Origin of the sequence: Rubellimicrobium roseum, from assembly GCF_006152145.1 — a bacterium.
In the GTDB taxonomy this organism is placed as follows: domain Bacteria; phylum Pseudomonadota; class Alphaproteobacteria; order Rhodobacterales; family Rhodobacteraceae; genus Rubellimicrobium; species Rubellimicrobium roseum.
On the sequence record NZ_VDFV01000030.1, the window covers coordinates 21,318 to 48,282 of the forward strand.

The 26,965-nt window shown below is 71.0% G+C and carries 27 protein-coding genes; 15 read left to right on the top strand and 12 right to left on the bottom strand.

Annotated elements, in window-relative coordinates; all coding sequences use genetic code 11:
• Position 1 precedes the first annotated feature (1 nt).
• The 8 genes from FHG71_RS16000 to FHG71_RS16035 all read right to left on the bottom strand — a co-directional run bounded on the left by FHG71_RS16000 (position 2) and on the right by FHG71_RS16035 (position 8,557).
• Positions 2-1,171 (bottom strand): FIST N-terminal domain-containing protein, encoded by a 1,170-nt coding sequence (locus tag FHG71_RS16000; RefSeq protein WP_139082707.1) that lies wholly within the window; start codon positions 1,169-1,171, stop codon positions 2-4.
• A gap of 68 nt (positions 1,172-1,239) precedes the next feature.
• On the bottom strand, positions 1,240-1,935 hold the full coding sequence (locus FHG71_RS16005) for a response regulator (RefSeq protein ID WP_139082708.1): 696 nt from the start codon (positions 1,933-1,935) through the stop codon (positions 1,240-1,242).
• A 135-nt stretch (positions 1,936-2,070) separates the two neighbouring features.
• The gene (locus tag FHG71_RS16010; RefSeq protein ID WP_139082709.1) at positions 2,071-3,837 is read right to left on the bottom strand and encodes a PQQ-dependent methanol/ethanol family dehydrogenase; all 1,767 of its coding nucleotides are present in this window, start codon (positions 3,835-3,837) and stop codon (positions 2,071-2,073) included.
• 344 nt (positions 3,838-4,181) lie between these two features.
• Positions 4,182-4,718 carry a tetratricopeptide repeat protein gene (locus FHG71_RS16015; RefSeq protein WP_139082710.1) on the bottom strand — a complete coding sequence of 179 codons (537 nt, stop codon included), beginning with the start codon at positions 4,716-4,718 and terminating at the stop codon, positions 4,182-4,184.
• An 83-nt stretch (positions 4,719-4,801) separates the two neighbouring features.
• On the bottom strand, positions 4,802-5,593 hold the full coding sequence (locus tag FHG71_RS16020) for an ABC transporter permease (protein ID WP_139082711.1): 792 nt from the start codon (positions 5,591-5,593) through the stop codon (positions 4,802-4,804).
• Entirely contained in the window at positions 5,590-6,312 is a 723-nt protein-coding gene (locus FHG71_RS16025; RefSeq protein WP_139082712.1) for an ABC transporter ATP-binding protein, read from the bottom strand. Before FHG71_RS16025 ends, FHG71_RS16020 begins: the two co-directional genes overlap by 4 nt.
• A gap of 2 nt (positions 6,313-6,314) precedes the next feature.
• Positions 6,315-7,277, bottom strand: coding sequence for a YVTN family beta-propeller repeat protein (locus FHG71_RS16030; protein ID WP_139082713.1), 963 nt, complete (start codon positions 7,275-7,277; stop codon positions 6,315-6,317).
• A 95-nt stretch (positions 7,278-7,372) separates the two neighbouring features.
• Positions 7,373-8,557, bottom strand: a complete 1,185-nt coding sequence (locus tag FHG71_RS16035) for an ABC transporter substrate-binding protein (RefSeq protein WP_139082714.1) — start codon at positions 8,555-8,557, stop codon at positions 7,373-7,375.
• A 177-nt stretch (positions 8,558-8,734) separates the two neighbouring features.
• Here FHG71_RS16035 and pedF point away from each other — a divergent pair, with 177 nt between their 5' ends.
• Both pedF and FHG71_RS16045 read left to right on the top strand, forming a co-directional pair.
• Positions 8,735-9,424, top strand: a complete 690-nt coding sequence (pedF, locus tag FHG71_RS16040) for a cytochrome c-550 PedF (protein ID WP_139082715.1) — start codon at positions 8,735-8,737, stop codon at positions 9,422-9,424.
• 4 nt (positions 9,425-9,428) lie between these two features.
• A complete protein-coding gene (locus FHG71_RS16045) occupies positions 9,429-10,331 on the top strand; it encodes a substrate-binding periplasmic protein (protein WP_139082716.1) in 903 nt (300 codons plus the stop codon).
• Positions 10,332-10,407: 76 nt separating this feature from the next.
• Here the strand turns inward: FHG71_RS16045 and FHG71_RS16050 are convergent, their stop codons facing one another.
• Entirely contained in the window at positions 10,408-11,283 is an 876-nt protein-coding gene (locus FHG71_RS16050) for an FAD:protein FMN transferase (RefSeq protein ID WP_139082717.1), read from the bottom strand.
• Positions 11,283-13,352 (bottom strand): 4Fe-4S binding protein, encoded by a 2,070-nt coding sequence (locus FHG71_RS16055; protein ID WP_139082718.1) that lies wholly within the window; start codon positions 13,350-13,352, stop codon positions 11,283-11,285. The genes FHG71_RS16050 and FHG71_RS16055 overlap by 1 nt, the downstream gene beginning before the upstream one ends.
• Positions 13,353-13,546: 194 nt before the next feature.
• Here FHG71_RS16055 and adh point away from each other — a divergent pair, with 194 nt between their 5' ends.
• The 8 genes from adh (at position 13,547) to FHG71_RS16095 (ending at position 18,653) form a co-directional block, all read left to right on the top strand.
• A complete protein-coding gene (gene adh / locus FHG71_RS16060; protein ID WP_139082719.1) occupies positions 13,547-15,064 on the top strand; it encodes an aldehyde dehydrogenase in 1,518 nt (505 codons plus the stop codon).
• A gap of 73 nt (positions 15,065-15,137) precedes the next feature.
• Complete coding sequence (locus tag FHG71_RS16065; RefSeq protein ID WP_139082720.1) at positions 15,138-15,494, top strand: DUF779 domain-containing protein; 357 nt, start codon at positions 15,138-15,140, stop codon at positions 15,492-15,494.
• Positions 15,495-15,564: 70 nt separating this feature from the next.
• Entirely contained in the window at positions 15,565-16,434 is an 870-nt protein-coding gene (locus FHG71_RS16070; protein ID WP_139082721.1) for a S1C family serine protease, read from the top strand.
• Complete coding sequence (locus FHG71_RS16075; RefSeq protein ID WP_139082722.1) at positions 16,431-16,790, top strand: response regulator transcription factor; 360 nt, start codon at positions 16,431-16,433, stop codon at positions 16,788-16,790. The genes FHG71_RS16070 and FHG71_RS16075 overlap by 4 nt, the downstream gene beginning before the upstream one ends.
• A gap of 101 nt (positions 16,791-16,891) precedes the next feature.
• On the top strand, positions 16,892-17,164 hold the full coding sequence (locus tag FHG71_RS16080; RefSeq protein WP_139082723.1) for a hypothetical protein: 273 nt from the start codon (positions 16,892-16,894) through the stop codon (positions 17,162-17,164).
• A gap of 11 nt (positions 17,165-17,175) precedes the next feature.
• A complete protein-coding gene (locus tag FHG71_RS16085; RefSeq protein ID WP_139082724.1) occupies positions 17,176-17,361 on the top strand; it encodes a hypothetical protein in 186 nt (61 codons plus the stop codon).
• Between the two features lies 1 nt (position 17,362).
• Entirely contained in the window at positions 17,363-17,548 is a 186-nt protein-coding gene (locus FHG71_RS16090; protein WP_139082725.1) for a hypothetical protein, read from the top strand.
• Positions 17,549-17,693: 145 nt separating this feature from the next.
• Positions 17,694-18,653: a DUF808 domain-containing protein gene (locus FHG71_RS16095; RefSeq protein WP_139082726.1), complete on the top strand. Its 960-nt coding sequence runs from the start codon at positions 17,694-17,696 to the stop codon at positions 18,651-18,653.
• Here the strand turns inward: FHG71_RS16095 and FHG71_RS16100 are convergent.
• Entirely contained in the window at positions 18,650-19,483 is an 834-nt protein-coding gene (locus FHG71_RS16100; RefSeq protein ID WP_139082727.1) for an SDR family NAD(P)-dependent oxidoreductase, read from the bottom strand. The genes FHG71_RS16095 and FHG71_RS16100 overlap by 4 nt on opposite strands.
• 116 nt (positions 19,484-19,599) lie before the next feature.
• Between FHG71_RS16100 and FHG71_RS16105 the strand changes: the two genes are divergently transcribed.
• The 3 genes from FHG71_RS16105 to FHG71_RS16115 all read left to right on the top strand — a co-directional run bounded on the left by FHG71_RS16105 (position 19,600) and on the right by FHG71_RS16115 (position 22,160).
• A complete protein-coding gene (locus FHG71_RS16105) occupies positions 19,600-20,349 on the top strand; it encodes a DUF4336 domain-containing protein (RefSeq protein WP_139082728.1) in 750 nt (249 codons plus the stop codon).
• On the top strand, positions 20,346-21,335 hold the full coding sequence (locus FHG71_RS16110) for a ribonuclease Z (protein WP_139082729.1): 990 nt from the start codon (positions 20,346-20,348) through the stop codon (positions 21,333-21,335). Before FHG71_RS16105 ends, FHG71_RS16110 begins: the two co-directional genes overlap by 4 nt.
• Positions 21,336-21,413: 78 nt before the next feature.
• Complete coding sequence (locus FHG71_RS16115) at positions 21,414-22,160, top strand: metallophosphoesterase (protein ID WP_139082730.1); 747 nt, start codon at positions 21,414-21,416, stop codon at positions 22,158-22,160.
• A gap of 10 nt (positions 22,161-22,170) precedes the next feature.
• On the opposite strand, the gene FHG71_RS16120 is transcribed toward FHG71_RS16115, so the two are convergent.
• On the bottom strand, positions 22,171-23,562 hold the full coding sequence (locus FHG71_RS16120; RefSeq protein ID WP_139082731.1) for a phosphohexomutase domain-containing protein: 1,392 nt from the start codon (positions 23,560-23,562) through the stop codon (positions 22,171-22,173).
• Between the two features lie 350 nt (positions 23,563-23,912).
• Between FHG71_RS16120 and FHG71_RS16125 the strand changes: the two genes are divergently transcribed.
• Together FHG71_RS16125 and FHG71_RS23630 are read left to right on the top strand one after the other, a co-directional pair.
• Positions 23,913-25,685 carry a hypothetical protein gene (locus FHG71_RS16125; RefSeq protein WP_139082732.1) on the top strand — a complete coding sequence of 591 codons (1,773 nt, stop codon included), beginning with the start codon at positions 23,913-23,915 and terminating at the stop codon, positions 25,683-25,685.
• Between the two features lie 1,067 nt (positions 25,686-26,752).
• Positions 26,753-26,917: a hypothetical protein gene (locus FHG71_RS23630; protein ID WP_218014121.1), complete on the top strand. Its 165-nt coding sequence runs from the start codon at positions 26,753-26,755 to the stop codon at positions 26,915-26,917.
• The last annotated feature ends 48 nt before the right edge of the window (positions 26,918-26,965 follow it).

Below are 26,965 nucleotides of genomic sequence, written 5' to 3' on the forward strand. Positions count from 1 at the left end.
GTCAGGCGTCGCCCGACGGCGGGAAGATGGCAACCCCGGTCATGGTCTGGTTGACGTGCATCCCGTTGATCTGCTCGCCATAGGTCGAAAAACCCACGACGCGGTTCTTGGACAGGATCGACGACAGGGCGCGGGTCTGCTGGGTCTGCTCGGCCTCCAGCCGGCGCAGGATGCAGTCGCAGGCCCAGATCGCCTCGGGCTCGCGCCCTCGGCGGATGCGCGCAAGCTCCTGCTCCAGGTGCTCGGCCATGTTGTCGGGCTCGGCCAGCGTCAGCACCAGCCCTTCGTCGATGGCCGAGAAGAACACGAGGTCGCCGTTGTCGAGAACCCGCTGGATGGCGCGGACGTGGTGGGCGCCGCCGAAGCGCACCACGACGGGATGGGCGGCGAAGGTCAGGGCCGTCAGGTCCTCGGGGTCCTTGCCCAGTACGCGGGCGTATTCGCGCGCGGCGGGCTCGGCGTTGATCTGACGGACGATGCGGCGCGTGGGTTCGGCCTCGGTGACGACCATGCGGGTGCCGGACGGGCGCAGGTGGTTCAGCGTGAAGACCTGCACCTCGCAGTCGGTGCGGATCATGCAGGCCACCGCCGCGTGGCGCATCACCTCGCCGCCCAAGGCGACATAGGTCTCGCGGAAGTGGCTGCCGTCCCCGGCCGAGCCGCCAAAGAGCGGGACCGGTCCGAGGCCCGCCGCGAGGGTGGAGACCAACTCGTCCTCGCGGACCGATAGCCCGTCCACGACGAGGAAAGCGAATTCGTTGGTCCAGCGCGGCTCGGTGGCCACCAGCGCCGTGCGGGCGCGGATCATGTCGCCCACCAACAACTCACTGTCGAGGTCGTCGAGATTCGGCACCAGCACCGGGACCGCCACGAAGTTCCCGCGCGGCAGCCCCAGCGCCACGATGGCGCCCTCGACGTAGCCGCCCGCCCCCAACTCGCCCGCGGTGGTGCAGCCCACCACCACGCTGTCCGGATAGATCCGGGCGGCTTCGGCCATGATGGCGGCGAAATCCGCAAGTGGCGTCACGAAGAGCGCCACGAAGGCCAGGTCACGCCCCAGCGCCTCCGCGAGGCGGGGCACCGCCCCGGCTTCGTCGTGGGCAACCTGCGCCGTTCGCACCCGGGCCAAGCCGGGGTCGGGCGCAAGGCGCAGGGCCTCGCTCCTGGTCATGATCCTCCTCCCCAGGGAACCGCTTGTCGTTCTAGCTCGGTTCGCCGGGGAGCGTAGCGGCAAGGACCTCAATCGTGCAAGATCGTGGCGAAGCTGACTTCGCGCGCCAGCAGCACCGCCTGGGTCCGCGTCTGGACGCCCAGCTTGCGCATGATCGCGGTGACATGGGCCTTCACCGTGGCGTCAGCGATGGACAGGTCGTAGGCGATCTGCTTGTTTAGCTTGCCCTCACAGATCAGTTCCAGGATGCGCGCCTGCTGGCGGGTGAGTTGCTGGAGCCGGCGGATGACCTCCTCGGGCCCGGTGACGGGACCTTCCTCCTCGATCACGACACCCTCAGGCACGAAAACGTGACCGGTAGCGATGCGGTCGAGTGCCCGGCGAAAGATCTCGCGCTGGCTGTGCTTGGGCACGAAGCCCGCCGCGCCGGCCCGCAAGGTGGCCGCGATCATGCGGTGGTCGGTGATCGACGACACGACCACCACCGGCACCTCTCCGGCCGCCGCGCGCAGCCGGATCAGCCCGTCGAGCCCGCTCACGTCCGGCAGGTTGAGATCGAGCACGATGAGGTCCACCGCTTCGCCCGCCTCCAGCCGGTCGAGCGCCCCGGCCAGCGTGTCGGCCGTCTCGGTCCGGCCGATGCCGGCCACAGCGCGCAGCGTCATCGAGAGCGCATCGCAGAAGAGGGGGTGGTCGTCCACGATCAGCGCCGCCGCGAAGGTCCGGGGACGGGGAGCGAGGGGGCTGGCCAGCATGGGCGTCATCCTGGGGTTGTGTCGGCTTCAGGTTAGCAGCCCATGCCCTCGCCGCCTACTCCACCAAGGTCGCAGCCGATGAAAAGGGAACCGGCGCGCCCCTTGCGGTGCGCGCCGGTCATCAACAGGCGTGGCGGAAGGGGGTCAGCCCGCCGAGGCCAACTGCCGGGGCAGCTTGAACGTCCAGACCATGCCACCCTGGTTGAGGTAGTTCACGCGGTTGGCGACCTCGCCGCCCCAGAGCGGCACCGCGCCGCCCCAGCCCGAGACCACGGTCACGTACTGCTCGCCGTCCTGCTCCCAGGTGATGGGCTGGCCGACGATGCCCGAACCGGTCTGGAAGGACCACAGGATCTCGCCTGTCTCGTCGTCGAGCGCGATGAACTCGCCTTCGGGCGTGCCGGTGAACACGAGGCCGCCCGCCGTGGTCATGACGCCGCCCCAGAGCGGGGCCTCGTTCTTGTACTCCCACTTGATCTCGCCCGTGTCGGGGTCGATCGCCTTGAGGCTGCCGATGTGGTCCTCGAAGATCGGCTTGATGGTGAAGCCGGACCCCAGGTAGGCCGCGCCCTCGCGGTAGGTGACGGGCTCGTTCCAGATGTCCATGCCCCATTCGTTCGAGGGCACATAGAAGTTGCCGGTGCGCTGGCTGAAGGCCATGGGCATCCAGTTCTTGCCGCCCAGGAACGACGGGACGGCGAAGACGGTCTCGCCCTTCTCGCCCTCGGCCGCGGCGCTGGGATCGCCCGGACGGTTGTCCTCGACGTAGATGGGCCGGCCGGTTTCGTCGATGCCCTCGGCCCAGCTGATCTGGGACACGAAGGGCGTGGCCCGCAGGAAGGCGCCGTCCTCGCGGTTGAGGACGTAGAAGAAGCCGTTGCGGTCGGCGGTGGCCAGGCGGCCGTTCCCTTCGCGGTCAGTGTAGGCCACGACCTCGTTCACGCCGTCGAAGTCCCAGCCCTCGCGCGGGGTGGTCTGGAAGTGCCACTTGATCTCGCCGGTGGCCGGATCGATCCCCAGGCGCGAGGCGGCGTAGAGGTTGTCGCCTGCGTTGCCCTCGACAGGCGTGCCCGCGTTGCGCAGGTGGCTGTTCCAGGGCGCGGGGTTGCCGGTCCCGAAGATGAGCGTGTCGGTCTCGGCATCGTAGGAGCCGCCCAGCCAGGTCGCGCCGCCCCCGGTCCGCCACATGTCGCCCGGCCAGGTGGCGTTCAGCGTGCCGGTCATGGTCGAAGGCTGGCCGTTGAGCGTCCCCATGTGGCCCTCGATGGTGGGACGGGTCCAGACGATCTCGCCCGTCTCCACGTCGCGGGCCTGCACCTCGCCCACGATCCCGAACTCGCCGCCCGAGTTGCCGGTGATGACGAGGTCGTTCACGATCAGCGGCGCGGCGGTGTAGCTGTAGCCCGCCTTGTAGTCCGCGATCTCCTTGTTCCAGATTACGTCGCCGGTCTTGCGGTCGAGCGCCACGAGACGGGCGTCGAGCGTGCCGAAGATCACCTTGTCGCCGTGCAGCGCGGCGCCCCGGTTCACCACGTCGCAGCAGGGCAGGATGCCTTCGGGCAGGCGGGCGTCGTACTGCCAGATCTCCTTGCCGGTGGCGATGTCGATGGCGAAGAGACGGGAGTAGGACCCGGTGACGTACATGATGCCGTCATAGACGAGCGGCTGCGACTCCTGCCCGCGCTGCTTCTCTCCCCCCAGCGAGAAGGCCCAGGCCGGCACGAGGTTCTGCACGTTGTCCCGGTTCAGCGTCTCGAGCGGGCTGTAGCGCTGGAGCGTCTGCCCCATGCCGTTGGTCACGACGTCGCCCACGGTGGTCGCGTCGTTGGCGATGGCCTCGGCCGTGACCTGGGCCTGCGCGGCCCCGACCGCCAGAAGGCTGACCGTCGCGGCCAGCATCAAACGTCTCATGTGATCCTCCCTGTGCCGTCATGGCCTTGTCCGAACGCCCCTGGCGAAGGCTGGCCTGCAGGAGGAAGTATTGGGCGGCGGGACGGGCCGGGATATGCCACGTTGGTCGTAAACGGCCCGACCCGGGCTGCGGCTTTGGTCGTAGTGACCCGAAGCGTGTCGCAGGGCGGCTCGCGCGGGGTGTCCTGGAACGGTCATTCACTCCATGGGACGCACGATCCGGGGCGCTCCGGCGCTGACCTCGACAGGGGGGCTGGACTGCTGGGTCGGTTCCGCGCTGGCGACTCGGCCAGCCGTCCCGCATGACCTTGTCCGACGGCGGAGGTGCCAGATAGGCGGGCCTGTCAGAACAGGGGCGCGTACTTCCAGTTGTCGGCGTCGGGCGTGACCACGTCCAGGTCGTAACCCGAGGCCACCAGCCGCTGCGCGTCCGTCACGCCCGCCTCGGCGGCCCGGTCCACCAGAGCCCGGCCGGCCTCTTCGTCCAGCGCCGTCCCGTGCCCGCGCAACAGGTCCAGCCCATGATTGAACATCCCGATCGGATCGCCCGCCTCGGCGGCGCGGCGGTTCCACTCGGTCGACGCGTCCGGATTGGTGTCGCCGCCGAAGCCGTTGTCCTCGAGGTAGCTCATCCAGGTCATCGCGCCGGTGTAGCCGGACTCGGCGCAGGCCTCGAAGGTCTCGCGCGCGATGGCGTGCTGGCCGGACTTGGTCATCAGGTAGCCCGAGGCGCAGGTCGTCATGTCGGTCTGCCCGCGCCGGGCGTTCTCCACCATGCGGTCGAGCGTCATCTCATCGGGGTTCGTGGTCCCGTACTGGTCGAGATCCTCGGCGAGCGCCGGGGTGGCGAGGAGGATCATGGCGGTGGCGCGCAGGATCATGGGGATCTCCTTGTCCCGGGGGTCTGGGCCGAAGCTAAGGCGGCAGAACATGCAGGTCATCCGTCCTGGGGTCGTAGAAACGGTCAGGTCTTCTGCCGCATCATCCCGCGCGCCGGGTCGTAGCCCCAGAGGGACAGGCCCAGGAACGCCGCCATCGCGAGCAGCGTCCAGCCCAGCGCGGGTCCGTTCGGCTGGGCGTAGAGCGCGAAGCGGATCAGCTCGACAGCCTGGGTGAAGGGGTTCACCGCGCAGATGTCGCGCAGGAGCTGGCTCGCCTCCTCCATGCGCCAGAGCGGGTAGAGCGCCGAGCTGAGGAAGAACATGGGAAAGATCACGAAGTTCATCACGCCCGCGAAGTTCTCGAGCTGCCGGATGAGCGAGGACAGCGCCAGCCCGAGCGCCCCCAGCATCAGCCCCGCCACGACCAGCGCGGGCAGCACCGTCAGGAAGCCCAGCGCTGGTAGCCGCACGCCCCAGAGCGCGGCGATCAGGAGGAACGCGTAGCACTGGAGCACGCCCACCGCCGTCCCGGCGAGCAGCTTGCACAGCAGGAGCCACCAGCGAGGCAGGGGTGCGGTCAGCAGGAGCCGCATGGAGCCCATCTCGCGGTCGTAGACGAGGCTGAGCGACGATTGCATGCCGTTGAACAGGAGGATCATCCCGCAAAGGCCCGGAACGATGTAGGTCTCGTACTCGATGTAGGTCGTGTAGGGCGGGGTGATCGAGAGCCCCAGCGCCGCCCGGAACCCGGCGGCGAAGACCACGAGCCAGACGAGCGGGCGGACGAGGGCGGCGAAGAAGCGGCTGCGCTGGTGCAGGAAGCGCAGGGCCTCGCGGGCGACGATGGCGCGCAGCGCGATCAGGTGGGGGCTCATGCGGCGGCCCGCGTCAGATCGAGGAAGACCTGCGTGAGAGGCGCCCCGCGCGCCACGGCACCGGCGGTGGCCTGCCGCAGCACGCGGCCCTGATGCAGGATGACCAGCTCGTCCGTCGGCTCCACCTCGTCGACAAGGTGGGTGGCCCATAGGACGGTGAGGCCGTCGTCGCGCGCAAGCTGGTGCACATGGGCGGTGATGGCGGCGCGGGCAGAGGCGTCCAGCCCCACGGTGGGCTCGTCCAGCAGCAGAACGGCCGGATCGTGCAGGAGCGCGCGGGCGATCTCGGCGCGGCGGCGGTGGCCGCCGTTGAGCGCCCGCGCCGTCTCGTTCGCGCGCTCGGCCATGCCCAGGCGGTCGAGCGCGCGTTCGATGCGGCCAGAGGCCGCGCGCCCCGACAGGCCCTGGAGGGCCGCGAAGTAGCGCAGGTTCTGCGCCACCGTGAGGTCGAGATCGAGCGTCGGCGCCTGGAACACCACGCCCATGCGCGCGAGCGCCCGCGTGGGATGGGTCCGGATGTCGTGACCCGCCACGTGCACCGCGCCCGCGGGCGCCGCCAGAAGGCCCGTGAGCAGCGCGAACAGCGTCGACTTGCCCGCGCCGTTGGGGCCCAGCAGCGCGCAGAACCGGCCCGGCTCCACCGCAAGGCTCACCGCGTCGAGCGCCACCTTCGCGCCGTAGCGGTAGCTCAGGTCCTGGACCCGCAGGCCGGCGTCCATGCTCAGGTCCCCGGCCGAAGGGCCGCGCCCCAGGGGAAGCGGCCGACCTTGATGGATTGCAGCGCCTCGCGCGAGGCCACGTCGATCACCGTCACATCCCCCGACACGCCGTTGGTGGTGAAGAGCTTCTCGCCGTTCGCATCGAAGGCCATGTGCCAGACGCGGCGGCCCACGAGGATGTAGTCCTCGACCTCGTAGGTGGTAGCGTTCACGACGGCGACGTGGTTCGCGGGCCCCAGCGCCACGAAGACCGTTCCGTGGTCCGCCGTGAACTCGAAGCCCACGGGCTGGATCTTGTCGGGGTGGACGCCCGCGATCTCGAAGCGGATCTTCGCGAGCTCCCCTTGCGTGGCCGTGTCGAAGACCGTCACCGTGCCCCCGATCTCGGAGGACACCCAGAGCCGGCCGCCGTCCTCGGTGAACTCGGCGTGGCGGGGCCGGGTGTCCACGAGCGTGTTGGCGAAGGTCTCGTGCGTCGCCGTGTCGATCCAGTGGGCCATGTTGGTCGTCTCGCTCGTGGTGATGGCCACCTTGCCGTCGGGCGAGACCGCCATGCCCTCGGGCTCGATGCCCACGTCGATCTGGGCCACGACCCGGCGGCTCTCCACGTCCACCACCGTGCTGATGGCGTCATCCTCGTTGGCGATCCAGAGATGCCGGCCGTCGGGGGCCAGCGCGAACTGCTCGGGGTCCTCGCCCGAGGGAAGGTCATGGAGGATCTCGCCGGTCTCGGGGTCCATCACCTGCACGGCGTCGCTGTCCGAGGCGCAGATGTAGACCACGCTGCCGTCATGGGCGAAGGTGATCCCGCGCGGACGTTCCCCCGTCTCGATGGTGCGGACCACCTCCAGCGTGCCGGTGTCGATGACGCTGATGGTGTCGTCCAACTCGTTCGTCACCCAGATCTCGCCCGCCCAGGCGGGGGCGGCGAGAAGGGTGGCGCAGGACAGGAGCAGGCGGCTCATGGCGGGACCTCGACATGTCATGAGGGAAGAGTCGCAGGAGAAGGTTAACAGGTCCTTCCACCACCGCGCGGTCGGGTTACCGGAAGGTTGACGCCTCATCCGGCCGCTCCGAAGGCCGTGCAGGCGCTTTCGGGCCGGTCGGTGCCCAGCGTGTCGAGCTCGTCCGACTGGTGCAGGAAGGGCTCGAAGGGGGCCATGCCGATCATGGCGCGGGGGCTGACGACCGGGATCGGCTGGCGAAGCTGTCCGTCCCAGTCGCGGAAGGACAGCGCCCGCCCCTTGAAGCCGTCGAGCGCGAAGTCGGGCGACAGGAGATAGGCGCGGATCGCCTGGGGGTCGGCCGATCCCGTGCGCGTCACCGCTTCGCCCAAGCTGCGGACGGCGGCCCAGGCGGCGTAGTCCTTGGGGCGCATGGGGCGGCCCGCGAGGTCCCCGAAGCGGGACTGGAGCTGCGAGGCCCCCCAGTTCTCCAGCACGGGGGACCAGGCGACAGGCGTGATGCCCTCGGAGCCCGCGACGGGTCGCGGCTCCCAGGTGTTGAAGAGGACGTAGCGCCCGAAGTCGCCCGTCTCGTCGGCCACGAGCAGCACGTCGTGGTCGGTCAAGTCCTGCGTCAGCATCGGCACCTCGGCCTGCGCGGTGCGGCCGAGGTCCCCGTCGAAGTCCCAGGGGCGGTCGTCCTCCAGGGTCAGGCCGAACTTGGCCGTGGAGGCCCGCAGCGCCGCGCCCCAGGCCCGGTCATCGGGAAAGGGGCCTTCGAGGAGGGCCACCGAAGTCCAGCGGCGAAGCTGGAGGAACTGCGCCAGCGCGTCGGCGCGCATGGCGAGCGAGGGCAGGGCGTGCAGCACGTTCGCCCGGCAGTCGGCGCCGCGCAGCCCGTCGTCAGGGGCGCCCACGTTCAGGATCAGCGCGCCCTGCGCCTCGGGCAGGTCGGCCAGGCGCAGGAGGGCCGCCGCGGGCGCGTCCACGAGCAGGAGCCGCGAGCCGGCCAGCGCCTCGCGCGCGGCGGGCAGGAGATCCTCGCCCGGCGGCACCTCGGCGACCGACAGCACGTAGTCGTGGCCCAGGAAGCGGCCCGTGGTCGCGTTGTCGTCGCGCCCGAGCCGGGCCCCGGCGATCCCCTCGTCCTCAGGGATCGGGTCGAGGTCGGACAGCACGGGGGGACGCTCGACCTGCTGGCGCAGGTAGGCGATGGGAACCGGCATCTCCTCGGCCCCGAGCGGCGAGGAGGCGGCGAGGACGGCCCAGAGAAGGGCCGCCGCGCGGGCGGGTCGTCGCATGGTTTCCTCCCTTTGCGGGGCAGGATAGCGGCGGCCCGCCCCGGCCGAACCGCGACCATGGTCGGAGGCCGGAAGGGCGCGTTTCCACCAAAGGTCGAATGGCAGCGCACCTGACCTTCCGCCATGCTTTTCCTCAACCGCGCCCCCCAAGACGGCGCCCCGAGGAGGAAGGCCCCCATGACGCTCATCCGTGCCCGCTGGCCGCTCGCCGCCGGCCTTGTCGCCGTCGCGACCTTCGCGTTCGCCCATGGCGACGTGGCCCCGCAGGCGGTCAACACCGACACCCTGCCCGACGTGGGCGAGGAATGGCTGACCGAGAACCCCTACCGCGCCATGGAGCCGGAGGTGTTCGAGGAGGCGATCCGCGTCGGCGCCTCGGGCTACAACCAGAACTGCGCGCGCTGCCACGGGCTGGAGGTGATCTCGGGCGGGCTCGCCCCCGACCTGCGCTTCCTGGAGGCCGAGGAATACGGTGACGAATGGTACGCCGAGCGGTTCCAGCACGGCATGACCCAGAACGGCATCACCAAGATGCCCGCCTTTGGCGAGATCCTGGGCCAGAAGGCCGCCTGGGCCATCCGCTCCTACATCGAGACGCGCCCGGACGACCGGCAGGTGGCCGAGGCCGCGCCCAAGCTGACCGAGATGCGCGACAAGCTTGCCGCCCTGGCCGAGGACCCGTCGGGCGCCGACGTCGAGGCGGTCAAGGCCGAGCTGATGGAACTGAACGCGGGCTTCGAGACGCTCTCGGGCGCGCCCGTCGCCGACAGCGCGGCGGCCCACGCGGCCCGCGTGATCGACGGCAGCCCCGAGAAGTTCCACGAGGCGGCCGAGCTCATCTCCGTCTCGCTCTCGGCGGCCCAGTAGGCTCATGCGCCGGCGCGCCTCTCTTCTTGTCCTGCTGGCGGCTCTGGGCCTGCCGGGGGCGGCCCTCGCGCGGTGCGAGGGGGTCGTGCCCGGCCAGCGGCCGCAGAACGCCGACCGCGACTTCGTGGGCGAAAGCCTCGACGACATCGTGGAGCGGGGCTGGATCGAGTTCGCCGTCTACGAGGGCCTTCCCCCCTATTCCTGGGAGGAGGGGGGCGAGCCCAAGGGTCTGGACATCGGGATCGGCCGGATCATCGCCGAGGCGCTGGGGGTGGAGCCGCGCTTCCGCTTCGTCTCCTCGGGCGAGAACCTGGAGGCGGACCTGCGCTTCAACGTCTGGCAGGGGCTGCCGATGGGGGCGGGCGAGAACGTCGTCGCCAACGTCATGCTGCACGTGCCCTACGACAGCAACTTCGCCTGCCGGGTGGAGCAGGTGGTCTTCACGGGCCAGGCCTACCAGGAGCAGGTGGCCATCGCCTACCGGAAGGACGCCTATCCCGAGAACCCGCCCACGCCCGCCTATTTCCGCTTCGACCTCGTGGCGGTGGAGAACGACACGATCGCGGACTTCTACCTGGCGAGCTTCGCGGGCGGGCAGATGAACGCCAACATCCGGCGCTTCGCCTCGATCGAGGGGGCGGTGGAGGCCGTGAACCGGGGCGAGATTGGCGCCGCCATGGGGCCGCGCGCGCAACTGGAGGCCGCGGCGGGCGAGGGAGTGGCGGTCGCCACGCCGCCGCTGCCGGGACTGGCGATGCACAAGTGGACGGTGGGGCTCGCGGTGCATCACGCGCACCGGGACCTCGGCTATGCGGTCGACGACGCCGTGGCGGCGGCGCTGGCCGATGGGCGGATCGCCGCCCTCTTCCAGGAGGCGGGGCTCTCGTTCACGCCGCCCGAGCGTTAGGATTTCAGGTCCGTTTCTCCTCCCTGTCGGACCCGACTGCGCGCCCCGTGACCCAAGGTCCGGGGCGCCTTTTTTGTCAGAGCGTGAAGAGGTCGCCGGCGGTCGTGACGGCCGTCGCCCGCAGGCCGGGGCCAAGGCGGTCGAGGATGCGCCGGGCCTCGGCGGCATTTGCAAGGCAGAGCGCGGTGGAAAGCCCGTCCGCCAGCGCCGCCTGCGCCGCCACGACGGTGACCGTGGACCACAGGGGCGCGCCGCCACGAGGATCGAGGATGTGGCCCGCGCCGTCCGGCAGGATCATGGCGCCGGGCGAGGAGGTGGCGCAGGCGGTGCCGTCCAGCGTGACCTGACCGAGCCGCCCGTGCGCGGGGTCCTCGACGCCCAACCGGAAGGGGCCGGAAAGCGCGCGGAACTCACCGATCTCGACCAGCGCATGGATCAGGCCTTCCTCGGCCAGCACCGCCGTCACCCGGTCGGTCGCGTAGCCCTGCGCGATCCCGTTGAGCGTGAGCGCCTGGCCGGGACGGAGCGTCACCGCCTCGGGGCTCACCGTCACCCCGTCCCAATCGACGAGGCGCCGCGCCGCCTTCGTGTCGCCGCCGTTCGCGTGGGCGAGCCAGAGCGGCTGCACGGTCGGGTCGAAGCGCCCCCCGGTCGCCACATGGAGCTGTCCGGCCAGCGCCAGCACCTCCAGCAGCTCGGGCGGCGGCGCGTTCAGCCGCCCGGCCGCGTTGAGCCGCGACAGCGCGGAGCCGGGGTCGTAGAGGCTGAAGACGCGCTCGATGCGCTCCATCTCGGCCCAGGCGCGGGCGCGGGCGCGGGCCGTCACCTCCGGCGGGCCATGAAGGGTCATGCGCGCCTCGGCGCCCAAGGCGATCCGGGTCTCCTCGGCGCGCGAGGGCAGGGGGCAGAGGGCGGTGGCGGCGAGGATGGTGAGGGCGCGGCGGCGGTGCATCAGGCGGCCTTTCGCTGCGGAACGGCGCGGGGGCCGCGCGCGGCCAGGATCCTGGGCACGCACTGCTTCGGGTCGTCGAGGATCTGCACGCAGTCGAGGCACTGGAAGCATTCGGAATAGTCGATCTTGCCGCTCGCCTCGATCGCCCCGTAGCGGCAGCGGACCTTGCAGAGCTGGCACGGCGAGCCGCATTCCGCACGACGCGCGATCCAGTCGCGGCCCCGCAGGAGCCCCCCGATGGCCATGACCGCGCCCAGCGGGCAGACATAGCGGCAGAAGCCCTTGAACATCACCGTGCCCAGCACCAGCCAGAAGGCCGCATAGACGACATAGAACCAGTCGCGGACGAAGAAGGTGGTGATGGCGGTCTTGAAGGGCTCGACCTCGGCGGCCTTGTCCACATGGGCGGGCGACAGGACCACCGTGGCCACCAGTCCCGCGAGCAGCACGTACTTCGCCCCCTTCAGCCGGCGGTCCCACGCCGCCGAGGGCTCCCACTGCGGCAGGCGCAGCCAGCGGCCCCCATGATGCGCGAACTCCTGCAGCGCTCCGAAGGGGCAGAGCCAGCCGCAGAAGAGCCCGCGCCCCCAAAGGACGAAGCCGACGATGGCCGCGCTCCAGACCGCGAGCCCGAAGGGGTCGTAGAGCAGGAAGGCGTAGCTCCCGCCCTCCCAGGCCGTGCGGATCGTTCCCAGCACCGTGACGATGGAGAGCTGCCCTTGGCCCCACCAGCCCACGAAGCCCGTGACTACGGCCAGCACGCCCAGCCGGACCGGCGTGAGCCAGCCCTTCCGCGCCACCCGGTGCATGAGCGGCCCCACGAGCAGAAGCAGGACCGCCAGCAGCCCGCCGAGGAGCGCGAGGTCGGTCGCGCGGCTCCGCAACGCCTCCATCGCGGGCGAGAGCGGCGCGGCCTCACCTTCGCGCACGAAGAACCGCTCGGGCGTGGCATGCGGGGCCTCCAGCGCCACGCGGCCCAGTTCGGGCTGGAACATCCCGTGCTCGCGCACGGCCTCGACCTCCAGCACCCAGGGGCGCGAGGGGTCGAAGCCCAGCCGCCGGTCGGTGCGCAGGATCATCGCCGTCCCCTCGGGCACGCCGGGCAGGAGGTCCACCGAGATGTCCGCGTCCCGCAGCGCCACCGGCAGTCCGTCCTGCGAGGCCGTGAGCCGGTCGGGCGCGGTGTTCCGCACGAAGTCCCCGGACACGAGCCCGTGGCGGCCCGCGTCGATGACGAGGATCGGCTCCTCCGACGGCGAGATCGCCAGCAGGCGGTCCAGCTTCTCCTGCGTTTCCGCCCCCAGGACCGCCGCGCGGATCGAAGGCGGCCCCAGGTCCACGATCCAGAGATCGAGATAGATGCCCTCGGGGTCGGCCTGCGCCTCCGGGTCGTCGTCGGCCCAGACGGTGCCGGCGAAGGCGGCGTCCACCTCGGCGTTGGTCACCACCTTGCGCGAGGCGATGCCCTCGGCCACGAGGTCGTCCCAGGTCAGGTCCTCGGCGTAAGCCGGGTCCGGCGCAGCGGGCGGGGCGGCGGCCAGGCCCTGCATCTTCTCGCGCGCGACCTCGCGCGTGGCGGCCAGGATCGACTCGTGCGCGATGCGGACCGAGGCCGTGGCCTTGGTCACGCCGTCCAGATAGACCAGCGCCCCGCCCGCCTCCGCGTCGCCATAGGGCGTGCCCACCACCATCGGCTGCGCGATGGACAGCCCGCGATACTGCTCCAGGAAGGCCCGGAACGGCGCTTCGCCCAGGCCCGAGACGAAGATGGGCTCGTTGTGGTCGATCAGCTTCACGTCGATGAAGCGCCCGTCGAGGTCGATGGCCACGAAGAGGTTCACCGGCGCGCCAGAGAAGCCGGGCAGGGGGGCCATGGGCTCGGTTTCGAAGACGTAGCCCGCGAGCGCGCCGCCCGAGTTCAGGAGCTCCCACACGCCCCGGTCGTTCACCGGCTCGCCGATGGACATGGGCGGGCGGACGAAGGCCCCCAGCGCCTCGCGGTCCAGCACCTCGGCGCGGGCGGCGGTGGCGAGGAACAAAAGGGCGAACAGGCGAAGAAGCACGGCCATGCGGGGCAGGATAGGAACGGCCCGCCCGCCCCGACATCCGACCTTGGTCGCGAATCGGCGGGCCCCCAAAGCGGCTTTCCGTAACGGCAAAGAGCCGCCCAAAATCGGCTAAGACCTTTGTCGTGGCTGAAACAGCTCACCCCGCGTGTCAACGTTTGGCCGTGGCCGCGAGGAGGCGGCGCAGGGAGAAGAACATGAACAAGGTCGAACATTTTCGCGTAGCGGCTTCGCCCTACAAGACGCGCTACGACAACTTCATCGGCGGCAAGTTCGTCGCCCCGAACGCCGGCCGCTACTTCGAGAACACCTCGCCCGTCACCGGCCAGGTCCTGTGCGAGATCGCCCGCTCGGACGCCTCGGACGTGGAGGCCGCGCTCGACGCCGCCCATGCCGCCAAGGATAGCTGGGGCAAGACCTCGGCCGCGCATCGCGCGGTGATCCTGAACAAGATCGCGGACCGCATGGAGGAGAACCTCGCCCTCCTCGCCACCGCCGAGACCTGGGACAACGGCAAGCCGATCCGCGAGACGACGGCCGCCGACCTGCCGCTCGCCATCGATCACTTCCGCTACTTCGCCGGCGTCGTGCGCGCGCAGGAGGGCGGGATCTCCGAGATCGACCACGACACGATCGCCTACCACTTCCACGAGCCGCTGGGCGTCGTGGGCCAGATCATCCCGTGGAACTTCCCGCTGCTGATGGCGACCTGGAAGCTCGCCCCGGCGCTCGCCGCCGGCAACTGCGTGGTCATCAAGCCCGCCGAGCAGACCCCCGCCTCGATCATGCTCTGGGTCGAGCTCATCGCCGACCTGCTGCCGCCCGGCGTGCTCAACGTCGTCAACGGCTTCGGGCTCGAGGCCGGCAAGCCGCTCGCGTCCTCGAACCGGATCGCCAAGATCGCCTTCACCGGCGAGACGACGACGGGCCGGCTCATCATGCAGTACGCGTCGCAGAACCTGATCCCGGTCACGCTGGAGCTGGGCGGCAAGTCCCCGAACATCTTCTTCAAGGACGTGGCCCGCGAGGACGACGACTTCTTCGACAAGGCCATCGAAGGCTTCGTGATGTTCGCGCTGAACCAGGGCGAGGTCTGCACCTGCCCGTCGCGCGCCCTGATCCATGAATCGATCTACGACCGCTTCATGGAGCGCGCGCTGGCCCGCGTGAACGCCATCGTCCAGGGCGACCCGCTCGACCCGGCGACCATGATCGGCGCGCAGGCGTCGTCCGAGCAGCTCGAGAAGATCCTGTCCTACATGGACATCGGCCGCCAGGAAGGCGCCGAGGTGCTGGCGGGCGGCGAGCGGGCGAACCTCCAGGGCGACCTCGCGAACGGCTATTACGTCAAGCCCACGGTGTTCAAGGGCACCAACAAGATGCGGATCTTCCAGGAGGAGATCTTCGGACCGGTCGTGTCCGTGACCACCTTCAAGGACGAGGACGAGGCGCTGCACATCGCCAACGACACGCTCTACGGCCTGGGCGCCGGCGTCTGGTCGCGCGAGGCCAACACCTGCTACCGCTTCGGCCGCGCGATCCAGGCGGGCCGCGTCTGGACCAACTGCTACCACGCCTATCCGGCCCACGCGGCCTTCGGCGGCTACAAGCAGTCGGGGATCGGCCGCGAGAACCACCTCGACATGCTGGCCCACTACCAGCAGACCAAGAACATGCTGGTCAGCTACTCGCCCAAGAAGCTCGGCTTCTTCTGATCCTCGGGCTAGGATCGAGGCGCGGGCGCGCGGGGCACACCCCGCGCGCCCTTTTCCTTGGAAGGACGAGGCCATGAACGACATGACGACCCCGGCGCTCGACAAGGTCAGCGCCACCCCCGAGGCGCTCCAACTCCTGGCCGAGATCGTGGCCGACCACGGTCCGGTGCTGTTCCACCAGTCGGGCGGCTGCTGCGACGGCTCCTCGCCCATGTGCTACGCGCAAGGGGATTTCCTGGTCGGCGACCGCGACGTGAAGATGGGCGAGATCGGGGGGATGCCCTTCTACATCTCTGAATCCCAGTTCGAGGCGTGGAAGCACACCGACCTCCTGATCGACGTGGTGAAGGGCCGGGGGGGCATGTTCAGCCTCGACAACGGGCGCGAGCGGCGGTTCCTGACGCGGTCCACCATCTGCCTGCGGCCCTGACTGCCCGTCCGGGCAGTGGGCGTGCGGGGCAGGGTCCCTTAGCTCTGGTGCAACCCGCAAGGAGGGCACCATGAGCGATCTGTCCGAACTTTCCCGCAGCCTTTCGGCGCTCGCCGCGCGATACGCCCCCGGCGTCGTCGGCGTCCTGGGCGCCCGGTCCTGGTCCTCGGGCTTCGTCTGGCGCGAGGGCCACGTCGTCACCGCCGACGAGGCGCTGGACGCCGAAGGCGAAGTGGCCGTGATCCTTCCCGACGGCACCCGCGCCCCGGCCACCGTCGCAGGCCGCGACCCTTCGACCGACGTGGCGCTCCTGCGGGTGGAGGGCACGCTGCCGCCACCCGTGCCGCTGTCGCCCCAGGTTCCCGCGCTGGGCGAACTGGCCCTTGCCGTCGGGCGGGGCGGCGAGGGGCCTCTGGCGGCGCTGGGCCTCGTGGGCGCGGTCGGGCCGGCCTGGCGGTCCCTGCGGGGCGGCACCATCGACGCCCGGCTCGGGCTCGACCTGCGGCTCCCCCGCGCCGCCGAGGGCGGCCTGGCGATCACGGCCGAGGGCCAGCCTTTCGGCATGGCGGTCTTCGGGCCCCGCCGCTCCACGCTGGTCATTCCCGCGACCACCATCGAGAGGGTCGTGTCGCATCTCGCCCAGCACGGCCGCATCGGACGGGGCTATCTCGGCCTCGGGCTCCAGCCCGTCCGGCTGGAAGGCAGCGAGGAGCGGGGCGTCATCGTGGTCAGCGTCGACGCGGACGGCCCCGGTCGGCGGGCCGATGTGCGGCAAGGCGACGTGATCGCCCGCTGGGACGGCGAGCCCCTGCGCGGGATGCGCTCCGTCATGGCCCGCCTCGGCCCCGACAGCGTCGGCCGGACGGTGGAGCTCGGCCTCCTGCGTGGCGGCCAGCCCCTGAGCGCGACGCTGACCATCGGGGAGCGCCCCGCCCCGTGAGCGACCCCCTCGCGCTCTCCCTCCGGGTGACCGATCCCGAGCTGGCCGAGCGGCTGGCCGAGGTGCTGGCGGGCGTCCCCGGCCTGACGCTCGTCCGCGAGGGCGAGTCCGCCGATGCGACGATCACCGATGCGCCCGCGCCGACCCCCGCCGGCGACGGCGGCCTGACGGCGCGCGAGCGCGAGGTGCTGGCGCTTCTCACCGAGGGCGCGTCGAACAAGGAGATCGCGCGGAGGCTCGGCATCTCGGTCCACACGGCCAAGTTCCACGTGGGCCGCGTCATCGACAAGCTGGACGCCACCGGCCGGACGGACGCCGTCGCCCACGCCGCCCGCACGGGCGTCATCCACCTCTAGGCCGCGCCTGACGCTTCGTCGGCCGGAACCCCCGTTCCTCCCAGAGGTTGAACCACACGGCGACGGGCCACGCCCGGCGCGTTCATGGAGGAAGGCCCAAGATGGCACATGCAAGCCGCAAGCACTTCGGCCCGGGATCGCAGGGCAAGGGGGATGGCACGGGCGCGATGTCGACGCTCGACACCGCCGAGATCCCCGCGAACATGGTCCTGAGCAATCGCGACAAGGCCCAACATTCCGATGACCGCGGCCTGGACAGCAAGATGGTCCAGACGATGCAGTACAGCGACCATGCCGCCAACCGCCGCGCGGACGAGGACGAGCCCGCCGATGTCGCCCGGCCCATCGATGGCGACGAGAACGAGACGACCTGAGGAGCCAACCCATGTCCAGCAAGATGCCCCCCATCCCGCCCGGCAACCAGAGCGACAAAGGCCCCGTGTCCGAGGCCCATCCCGAGGATCATGGCCAGAACGTCGGCAACGCCCAGAAGGCCAACCCCGACAAGATCGGGCAGGCCGGCAACAGCAAGGTGAACACGACCCACCAGGGCTACCAGCAGGATCGCTGACATGAGCACCTCCTCCAAGAGCCCCAACACCATCCGCCAGGGCGGTCCCGGCGCCAGCCACGAGAACGCCAACGATCCGCCCGATCCCAAGAAGCCGGGCCCGGACGACGGCAGCAAGCACAGCCGCGAGTCCACCGGCGGGGGCGAGCAGGACCTCAAGTCCTCGCGCGATCCCAAGTACAAGTAGGCGCACGGCGCCGGCGAAGGCCCCGCGGCCGGACGGTCGCGGGGCCTTCGTCATGGGGGCTGGTCCCGCCAGCGGGCCGGCCTTATCTCTTCACGGAAACGTGGGAACGGCCTGCCGGACGCGGGCCCAGGCAGGAAGGCAGGCCATGGCATCGGGACTCTTCGCCCTTCTGGACGACGTGGCGGCCATCGCCAAGGTAGCGGCGGCGACGCTGGACGACGTGGCCGCGCAGACGGTCAAGGCGGGGGGCAAGGCCGCGGGCGTGGTGATCGACGATGCCGCCGTGACGCCCCGCTACGTGGTGGGCTTCGCCGCCGAGCGCGAGCTGCACATCATCTGGCGCATCGCGCTGGGCTCGCTCAAGAACAAGCTGATCTTCCTGCTGCCGGCCGCGCTCCTCCTGTCGGCCTTCCTGCCCTGGGCGATCACGCCCATCCTGATGATCGGCGGCGCCTACCTGTGCTACGAAGGCGCCGAAAAGCTCCTGCATCTCCTTCTGCCCCATGACGACCACGCGGCCGAGCGGGTGGAGCACATCGCCCAAACTCCCGAGGAGCTGGAGCAGGAGAAGATCGGCGGCGCGATCCGCACCGACCTGATCCTGTCGGCCGAGATCATGGCCATCGCGCTAGCCACCATCGAGGCGCCGGACCTGCTCACGCGCGCCGTCGTGCTGGCCGTCACGGGCCTCGTCATCACCGTGGGCGTCTACGGGGCCGTGGCGCTGATCGTGAAGGCCGACGATATCGGCGCGGCCATGGCGCGCGGCGCCCGCACGGGGCTGGGCCGGGCCATCGGACGGGGCCTTGTCGTGGGGATGCCGTCCTTCCTGTCGCTCCTGTCCGTCGTCGGCACGGTGGCCATGCTCTGGGTCGGCGGCGGGATCGTCATCCACGGCCTGGCCGAGTTCGGCTGGCACGGGCCCGAGGAGGTCATCCACGGCCTCGCCCATGCCATTGCCGGGGTCACGGGGCCTTTCGAGGCCGCGCTCGACTGGGTGCTCCGGGCTCTGGGCTCGGCGGTGGTCGGCTTCGCGCTGGGGGCGGCGATCCTGGGCGTCCTGCGCATGGTCAAGCCCGCCCCCGCGCATGGCGAGGGGCACTAGCGCCCCAGGAATTCCTTGAAGGCGTCGCCGAAGTCGGGGTGCCAACGCGACAGCGCCGGGCGCCCCTCGGTGACGTCGCCCGCGCCCCAGGCGATCCGCTTGCGGTCGGTGGCCCAGTCCACCTCGTTGTCGGGGCAGATGATGTAGAACTGCCCGGCCTCCACGCCCTCGATCATCCGCTCCGCGACCTGATCGGGCGTCCAGGCCCCCGCGGGCTTCTCGGTGGCGTCCCCCGCCGTCATGCCGGTGAAGGTGAAGCCCGGCACCAGAAGATGCGCCGAGAGCCGTGCCCTCTCGATCTGCCGGAACTCCCAGGCGAGTTGCTCGGTCACGGCCTTCACGGCCGCCTTGGAGGCGTTGTAGGCCGCGTTCCCCGGCGGATTGGTGATCCCCTGCTTGGAGCCGAGGTTCACCACCGCCGCCTCGCGCTTCGCCTCGATCATCCCCGGCACGAAGGCCCCGAGCCCGTTCACCACGCCCCAGAGGTTCACGCCCAGCGTGGCCTCCCAGGCGGCGCGATCGCCCCAAGGCTTGGACGCCCGGCCGATGCCCGCGTTGTTCACCAGGAGATCCACCGGCCCGTGCATGGCCAGCGCCGCGTCGCGCAGGCCCTCGACCGAAGCTGCGTCGCTCACGTCGCAGACCGCGTGCGCCACGCGGCCCGGCGCGGCCTCGGACAGCGCGACCGCCGCCCGCTCCAGCCGCTCGCCATCGCGGTCGGCGATCGTCACGCGCATGCCCCGCGACAGGCAGGCCCGCGCGATGGCGAGGCCGATGCCCCCCGCCGCCCCGGTGATGACGGCCGACCGGCCTTCCTCGAACACGCCCATGCGCACCTCCCTGCCTGCTCCCACGCGGTTGCGGCGAATCTAGGCCACCGCCGGGGACCGCCCAGGGACCTTGCCGGCGCCTTCGCCGTTGGAAGGGAACAGGAAGGGAGCCGCCCATGTCCACCGACGATCGCAGCCGGGTCGTGTATCCGCCGCTCGACACCCCGAAGCCGGTGGCCGAGGGGATCTGGGTCGTGGACGGCGGTCCCATGCACGTGGCCCTGATCCCGATCCCCCTCCGCATGACGGTGGTGCGGCTGGGCACGGGGCAGGTCTGGTTGCATTCGCCTACGCTCTACAGCGCGAGGCTCCGCGCCGAGATCGAGCGCATCGGCCCCATCGCGCATCTGGTCGCGCCCAACATCGCCCATTGGACGCACCTCAAGGAATGGCAGCGCCACTTGCCCAATGCCACGGCCTGGGCCGCGCCGGGGCTGCGCGACCGCTGGCAGGTGCGCCTGTCGGGCGTGCGGCTCGACCGCGACCTGGGGCTCGCGCCGCCCGACGAATGGAAGGACGACCTCGACCAGGCGCTCCTGAAGGGCGGGCTGGGCCTGTCGGAGGTCGCCTTCCTCCACCGGGCCTCGCGCACGCTGGTCCTGACCGACCTCGTGGAGAACTTCGAGCCCGACAAGCTCAACCCCCTCCTGCGCCCGGCGGTACAAGCCTCGGGTGCCATGGCGCCCGAGGGCATGGCGCCACCGCACTACCGCTTCGCCGCCAACCTGCGCCGCACCGAGGCCAAGCTCACCGCCCGCCGCCTGCTCGACTGGCAGCCCGAGCGTGTGATCTTCGCCCATGGCGCCTGGTTCCAGAGCGACGGCACCGCCCGCCTGCGCCGCTCGCTCCGCTGGCTCCTCGATTGAGCTGGCTCGTCCAGCCGCGGCTGGTGAACGGGCCCTTCGGCGATCCGGGCGTGTATCTCGACTTCCTCTTCGGCCGCCGGGCGATGCTGTTCGACCTGGGCGACCTGTCGGCCCTGACCCCGCGCGAGCTTTTGCGCGTCACCGACGTCTTCGTCTCGCACCGGCACATGGACCACTTCGTGGGCTTCGACCTGCTGCTGCGCCTGCGGCTCAACCGTCCTGGCACGCTCCGCCTCGTCGGGCCGCCGGGCCTGATCGGCGGAGTGCGGGCCAAGCTCGACGCCTATGCCTGGAACCTCCTGGGCGAGGGCTCGGCCGACGTCACGCTTCTCGTGGCCGAATACACCGACCGCCTCGGCCCCTGGACCGCCTTCCGCGCCCGCGACGCCTTTCGCCCGACACCGGGTGGCGAGCCCGGCCTCGCCCCGGGCCTCGTGCTGGCCGAGGACGACCTGGAAATCGAATGCACGGTGCTCGATCATGGCCTTCCTTGCCTCGCCTTCGCGTTGCAGGAGCGGCGCCGCGTGAACGTCCGCGCCGACGGACTCGACCTGCTGGGCCTCGTGGCCGGTCCCTGGCTCAACGCCGCCAAGACCGCCGTCCGCGCCGAGGCCCCCGACGACACGCCCGTCGCCGTCGATGAGGGCCGGACGGTCCCGCTTGGCGACCTGAAGGCCGAGGCCCTGCAGATCGCGCCCGGCCAGCGCATCGCCTATGCGACCGACGCGGCGCCCACCTCGGAGAACGCCGCCCGCATCGCCACGCTGGCCCGCGACGCCCATCTCCTCTTCATCGAGGCGGTGTTCCTGCACGAGGACCGCGCCCTCGCCGCGCAGCGCCTCCACCTCACCGCGCGCGCCGCCGGAGAGATCGCGCGGGCGGCCGGGGCCCGTCGTATCGCCGTCTTCCACCATTCACCCCGCTACGCCGACCAGCCCGACGCCCTGCGCGCCGAGGCCGAGGCGGCCTTCTCGGGCGGGGGCTAGGCCGATGTCCGTGCTTTCGGGCTGGCCCCCGCCGCGCTGCCGCGTAACGTGGCCCCCGAACGGACCGCGACAGGACCCATGAAACGGCTTCTCGATCTCTTCGGCCGCCGCCGCGCGGCGCCTGTGCCCTTCGACGCCCCCCTCGCGCCTGCCGAGCCGCTGGCCGTCATCGGCGACGTCCACGGGCGCGACGACCTCCTCGCGCGGCTTCTCGACCGCCTGGGGCGAGAGGCCCCGGACCACCGCGTGATCCTCGTGGGCGACTACCTGGACCGGGGCGAGGGCAGCGCGGCGGTGCTGCGCCGCCTCCCGGCCCGGCCCGACCTCGTCTGCCTCAAGGGCAACCACGAGGCCATGTGCCTGGGCTTCCTCGAGGACCCGCCGCGCGAGGGGCGGCGCTGGCTGGCCAATGGCGGCCTCCAGACGCTCGCGAGCTTCGGCGTGGGCGGCCTCACGCCCACCTCCGGGCCCGAGCCGCTCTACGAGGCGCGCGACCGCCTGGCCGTGGCGATGGGCGAGGAGCTGATCGGCTGGGTGCAGGCCCGGCCGCTCCACTGGGCCTCGGGCAACGTCGCCGTCACCCATGCCGGCGCCGACCCCGCCCTGCCGATGGAGGAGCAGGACCGCCGCGCGCTGCTATGGGGGCATCCCCGCTTCGCGGAGACGCCGCGCGTGGACGGGCTCTGGATCGTCCATGGGCACACGATCGTCCCCGAGCCCCTGGCCGAGGCGGGCCGCGTCGCCATCGACACCGGGGCCTACGCCACCGGGCGGCTCACGGCGGCCCTGATCGGGCCCGGCGAGCTGCGCTTCCTGTCCACCTGAGCCGGCCCGGTCAGGCCAGGGCGGCGCGCAGCCGTTCCAGCCCGCGCGCCAGCAGGTCCTCGGCCGTTTCCGGGCTCTCGGCTTCGACATAGAGCCGAAGCTCGGGCGCGTTGCCGGACGGGCGCACGTGCAGGACACGCTCGCCAAAGCCCATCCGCACGCCGTCCGTCAGATCGAGCACCGGCTCGCCCGACAGGCCCAGCCCGTCCAGCAGCCCCGCGCGCCCTCTAGGGTCCGCGAGCCCCGCCACCAGCGCCGCCGACCGCTCCACCGGGATCTCCTGCAGCCGGTCCGCCGCCGTGAAGCGCGCGGGCTCCTCGGCCACGCGCGCGGCGACTCCATCCGGGCTCGCGGCCAGCACCGCCAGGATCGGCAGCACGGCGTCGCGCGTGGGCAGCGCGGGCAGGGAACCCGCCGGCCCGCGCGCTTCAAAGCCCAGCAGGAACCCCCCGTTCGCCTCGTAGCCCACGACCCGCGCCGAAGGCTCGGCCCTTGCGGCCTCCTCCATCGCGGCGATCACGAAGGGCGAGCCGATCCGGGTGCGCGCTACGCGGGCGAAGCGCCCCCCGGCCTCGGCCCCGCTGTTCGAGGAGACCGGCGTCACGACCACCCCCGCGCCCAAGGCGGCGGCGGCGATCTGGCCCAGCACGTCGCCCGGCACCACGCGCCCGGCCTCGTCCGCCAGCAGCGGCCGGTCCGAATCCCCGTCCGTCGACACGATGGCGTCAAGCCGCAGCTCCTCGGCCCAGCCCTTCAGCCGTGTCCGCACCACGGCGTCCACGGCCTCGGTGTCCACCGGAACGAAGGTCTCGGAGCGATCGATCTCGACCACCTCGGCCCCAAGCGCGCGCAGCGTCTCGGCCAGATGGTCCCGGCCGACCGCCGAATGCGCCCAAAGGCCCAGCCGCCGTCCGGCCAGCGCGTCGGGACCGAAGGCCGAGACGTAGCGCGCCACGTAGCGGGCTCCCGCCTCGGGGTCCGCGCGGAGCGATCCGGGGATGCCGGGCGCCGCCGCGGCCCCGCCCAGCGCGGCCAGGATCGCGGCCTCGTCGGCCTTGGCGATCTCCTCGCCGCCGCGCAGGTAGAACTTCAACCCGTTACGGTCCGCCGGGATATGGCTACCCGTCACCATGACCGCGCCCGCGTCCGCCTCGCGCGCGGCCAGCGCCAGCGCGGGCGTGGGCAGGGCGCCGCAGTCCACCACGTCGCGCCCGCAGGCCCGCGCCGCCTCCGCCACCACGCGCGCGATCGCAGGCGAGCTGTCCCGCAGGTCATGGCCCACGAACAGCGCCGCCCCCGTATCGCAGGCGGCCAGAAAGGCCCGCACATGCGCCGCCACCAGATCGGGCGTCAGCTCCGTCACCAGCCCGCGCAGGCCGCTCGTTCCGAACTTGGGAGCCATCTCATCCTCGTCGCTGCCCTGATCCGACGCCGGGTGCCCGGCCTCGCGGGCCGGCCCCGGCGCGCCCTCCTAGCGTAGCGAGGTCCCGTCGCCCATAGCTTCGCGCGCCAGCGTCGCACCGGCCCGGAGGTCCCCGGCAGCGGCGCCGGCCTCACTGCGAATCACTTGCCGGGCGGCTTTCCGTGGCTCGTCGGAACATTCGTTAAGATCACGTGAATGGAACGCGCGGTGCTATAGGAAAGAATTAATCGGCCATTCCTACCCTGGGATCGTTCAAGGAGGAACACCGATGACCGATTTCCAGATCATCCCGCAGTACCCGGTCGCGCCCGGCGCGTTGGAGGCCTGACATGACGCTGGCCAACCTTCCTGCCACGACCTTCACCGGCGCCGAACTCGGGGCCCGCGTCAATGCCGCGCTGACCGAGTTGCGCGCCGGCCGCCGATTCGCATCGGTGGCAGCGCTGCTGGCCGACCAGACCCTGTCCTACGGACAGGGCAGCCGCATGGTGCAGGCGGGCGACTTGGTCGAGACCGAAGGCTTCCGCTACCAGGTCGCCGCCGCCACGGCCACCGATCATCACGTGACGACGGCCGGGGGCGTCAGGCTCTATGTCGCCGCCGGCGAGCGCCCCGAGGCATTCGGCGCACTCGCCAACGGGGCTGCCGACGACACGGCGGCCTTCAACGCCGCCCGGATCGCGCTGGCTCGCCACAGGATCTTGGCGCCCGGCTCCTACCGCCTCAACGCCTTCCGGCTCACCACCTCTGGCCTGGACGGGCAGGGCAGCGGCGTGCTGACCGCCGCCGCCGGCGCGGAACGGGTGCTGGCGCTCGGGCTCGATGCGACCCACCACTGGCGGCATCGCGCCGTGCGGGGCGTCACCATCGACGGCAACACCCGCCTCTCGGACGGGATCGATTTCAGCAACGGCGGCACCAACGACGAGGCCTCCGGGCGCTGGACGGTCGAGGCGTCCTTCCTGCGCAACTGCCGGCACGGCATCCGCAAGCGCTTCGGCAACATCGGCAACATCTTCCGCAGCGTGAGCGTGCGGAACTGCGACTTCGGCTATCACGCCGTGGGCCAGACCACGCCCGTCATGCACGGCGGCTGCGACCTGTGGCACGGCGGCGAGATCGCCGGCTGCTCCACCGCCGCCATCTACATCAACAGCCCGCAGGTGGGCACCGGCGGCACGGAGTTCGACGGCCTGGTGGTCGAGGACAACCCCGGCATGGGGGTCTTCGTCGCGGCCTGGGCCTCCAGCTACACGCCGCTCGTGTTCCGCAACTTCTGGGGCGAGAAGAACGCCACCGGCGGCAACGTCACCATCGACGGCCTGAGCTACGCGCCGCGCGACTTCTACCTCAAGGATGCCGCCGCCGTGCTCATCGAAACCTCGGCCATCCGCAAGCTGACCGTGGACAATTCCAGGGTGGTCCTCGACGCCTGCTTCTTCGACGACCAGACCCAGATCGAGGTCATCAACGGCGGCGTGCTTCAGATCACGCGGGCGAACGTGGACGGGCTGCGGGCGGCCGTCGTCGTGGACAGCCTGATCCGCTCCGCCCGCGCCGCCGGGAGCTTCGCCGCCGCCCATCGGGCCCCGCCCCGGACCCACCAGACCCGCAGCCTGCCCGGCTCGGGCGTGGTGCGCGCCTCGCGCTCCTTCGGCGGCACGACGGCGATCCCGGCGGACAGCCCGAGCACGGAGCCGCTGCAATCCACCCAGGTCATCGACGGGGCCTTCGACCCGCAGGCCGCGCAGTTCAGCCAAAGCGCCAATCAGCAGGTGTTCCTCAACCTGGGCGGGGTCACGGATGGCCGCTGGTACGTCTACACCTGGGACTGGAAGCAGGTCAGTGGCGCGCCGTCGAGCATCACGCTCGTGGGCGGCACGACGCTCAGCTCGGGATTCGCGGCCCTGAGCGCGCCGCTTGGCCAATGGACCACCATGGGCGGTGTCGCGAGGGCCGGCGCCACCGGGTCGATCGCCATGCGGATCAACAGCAACAGCGGGGCGCATGTGTTCCGGCTGCGCGACGCCCAACTGGTGCAGTTCGACACCGAGGCCGAGGCGCTGTCCTTCTACAACTCGCGAGCGTTGGCGATGGCCTGAAATCCGCCGAGGCCTGGCCCTGGCACGACAGGGCCAGGCGCAACCTGACCGATCACGCGAGACAGGCTGTTCGTGGGTTGTGCCCTGCCTCTGAGCACCACGTGACGCCTCTGGCCCGCGTGGGCGCTATGGGGCAGGGGAAGCTGTCCACCACTCTGGAGACTTGGCCAGGAAGCCGACCAAGCCGGTGGACCTTGCCCCGGACCTCATGGCCGTTGTCGGGCGCGTCTCCCGCCTGCAGAACGGGACGGAGGCGATCACATGACCGATGAGCCCGACCACGGCTGCCTGCGTGGAGCGGTGATTGACCCTGGGAGCCCGACTGCAGGGCGAGTCGGAGTCGGAGATTCGATGTCGTGGCAGGGCGCCAAGCTTCCGACGATCCGCACGTGGCCGAAGGCGTGTCTTCGGCGCAGATGCGGCGCTCTCTCCATGACCTCCTCTCGTGTCTTGTCCGGATATTCGTGCGGCACGGATGGCCTGCTCGCCCGGCCGATGCCAAGATGCGCGACGGCCGTATTCGGACACCTGGGTGGGCTCCAAGATCAGTGACCTGCGGCGGATCTCCCGTTGGTCGCGGTCGTCGACGGCGCCCTCGCTCTCCTCGCCGGAGACAATCGAAGGTGGCTCGCTGATCGTGCCATGACACGCCGGGCTGGGCGTGCCCGAGTTCAGGGGCCTGGAGCCGATCAAGGATGCGACAGCGCTGCGAAGGAAGCGGGGGCCGACCTTTCCTTGGACCGGGCCAAGCCTCGCACCTTCGCGGCGGCCCCGCCATCGGTGCGCTCGTGGGACCGTACTTCTGAGGCGCCCGAAGCCGCTGGCCGCCAGCCGGGTTCACGACCACCGGCGATGGCGGCCAGATCAGACGCGTTCGATCACGAATGCCTCCCTCCAACGTCGGCTCGGGAAGCCGCCCCGACGGACCAGGTCCGTCGCAGGGGTCTACAGCGTCAACGTCAAGATTTTAACAAGCTTTATCCTCTTTGCTGCTCGCTGGTGCCGATAACGACGGATCGGAGTGAGAGTGGTGTCGCCCATCCAACGTCAACTATGTGGAGTAAATGATGAAACTGAAAGCAGGGTTACTGGCGCTGTCGTTAGCGTTGGGAATGACCGGTGGCGCGCAGGCCGCAACCATTCTCTACGCGACCGGTGCCACCATCGTACAAGACGGCCCGCGCGGCATCACCAACGATCGTAACAACCTGGCGTTGTTGCGTAACCCATGAGCGAGGGGGCTCGCGCGGCGGGTCTGCCTGCTTATCTGGGCGGCCATG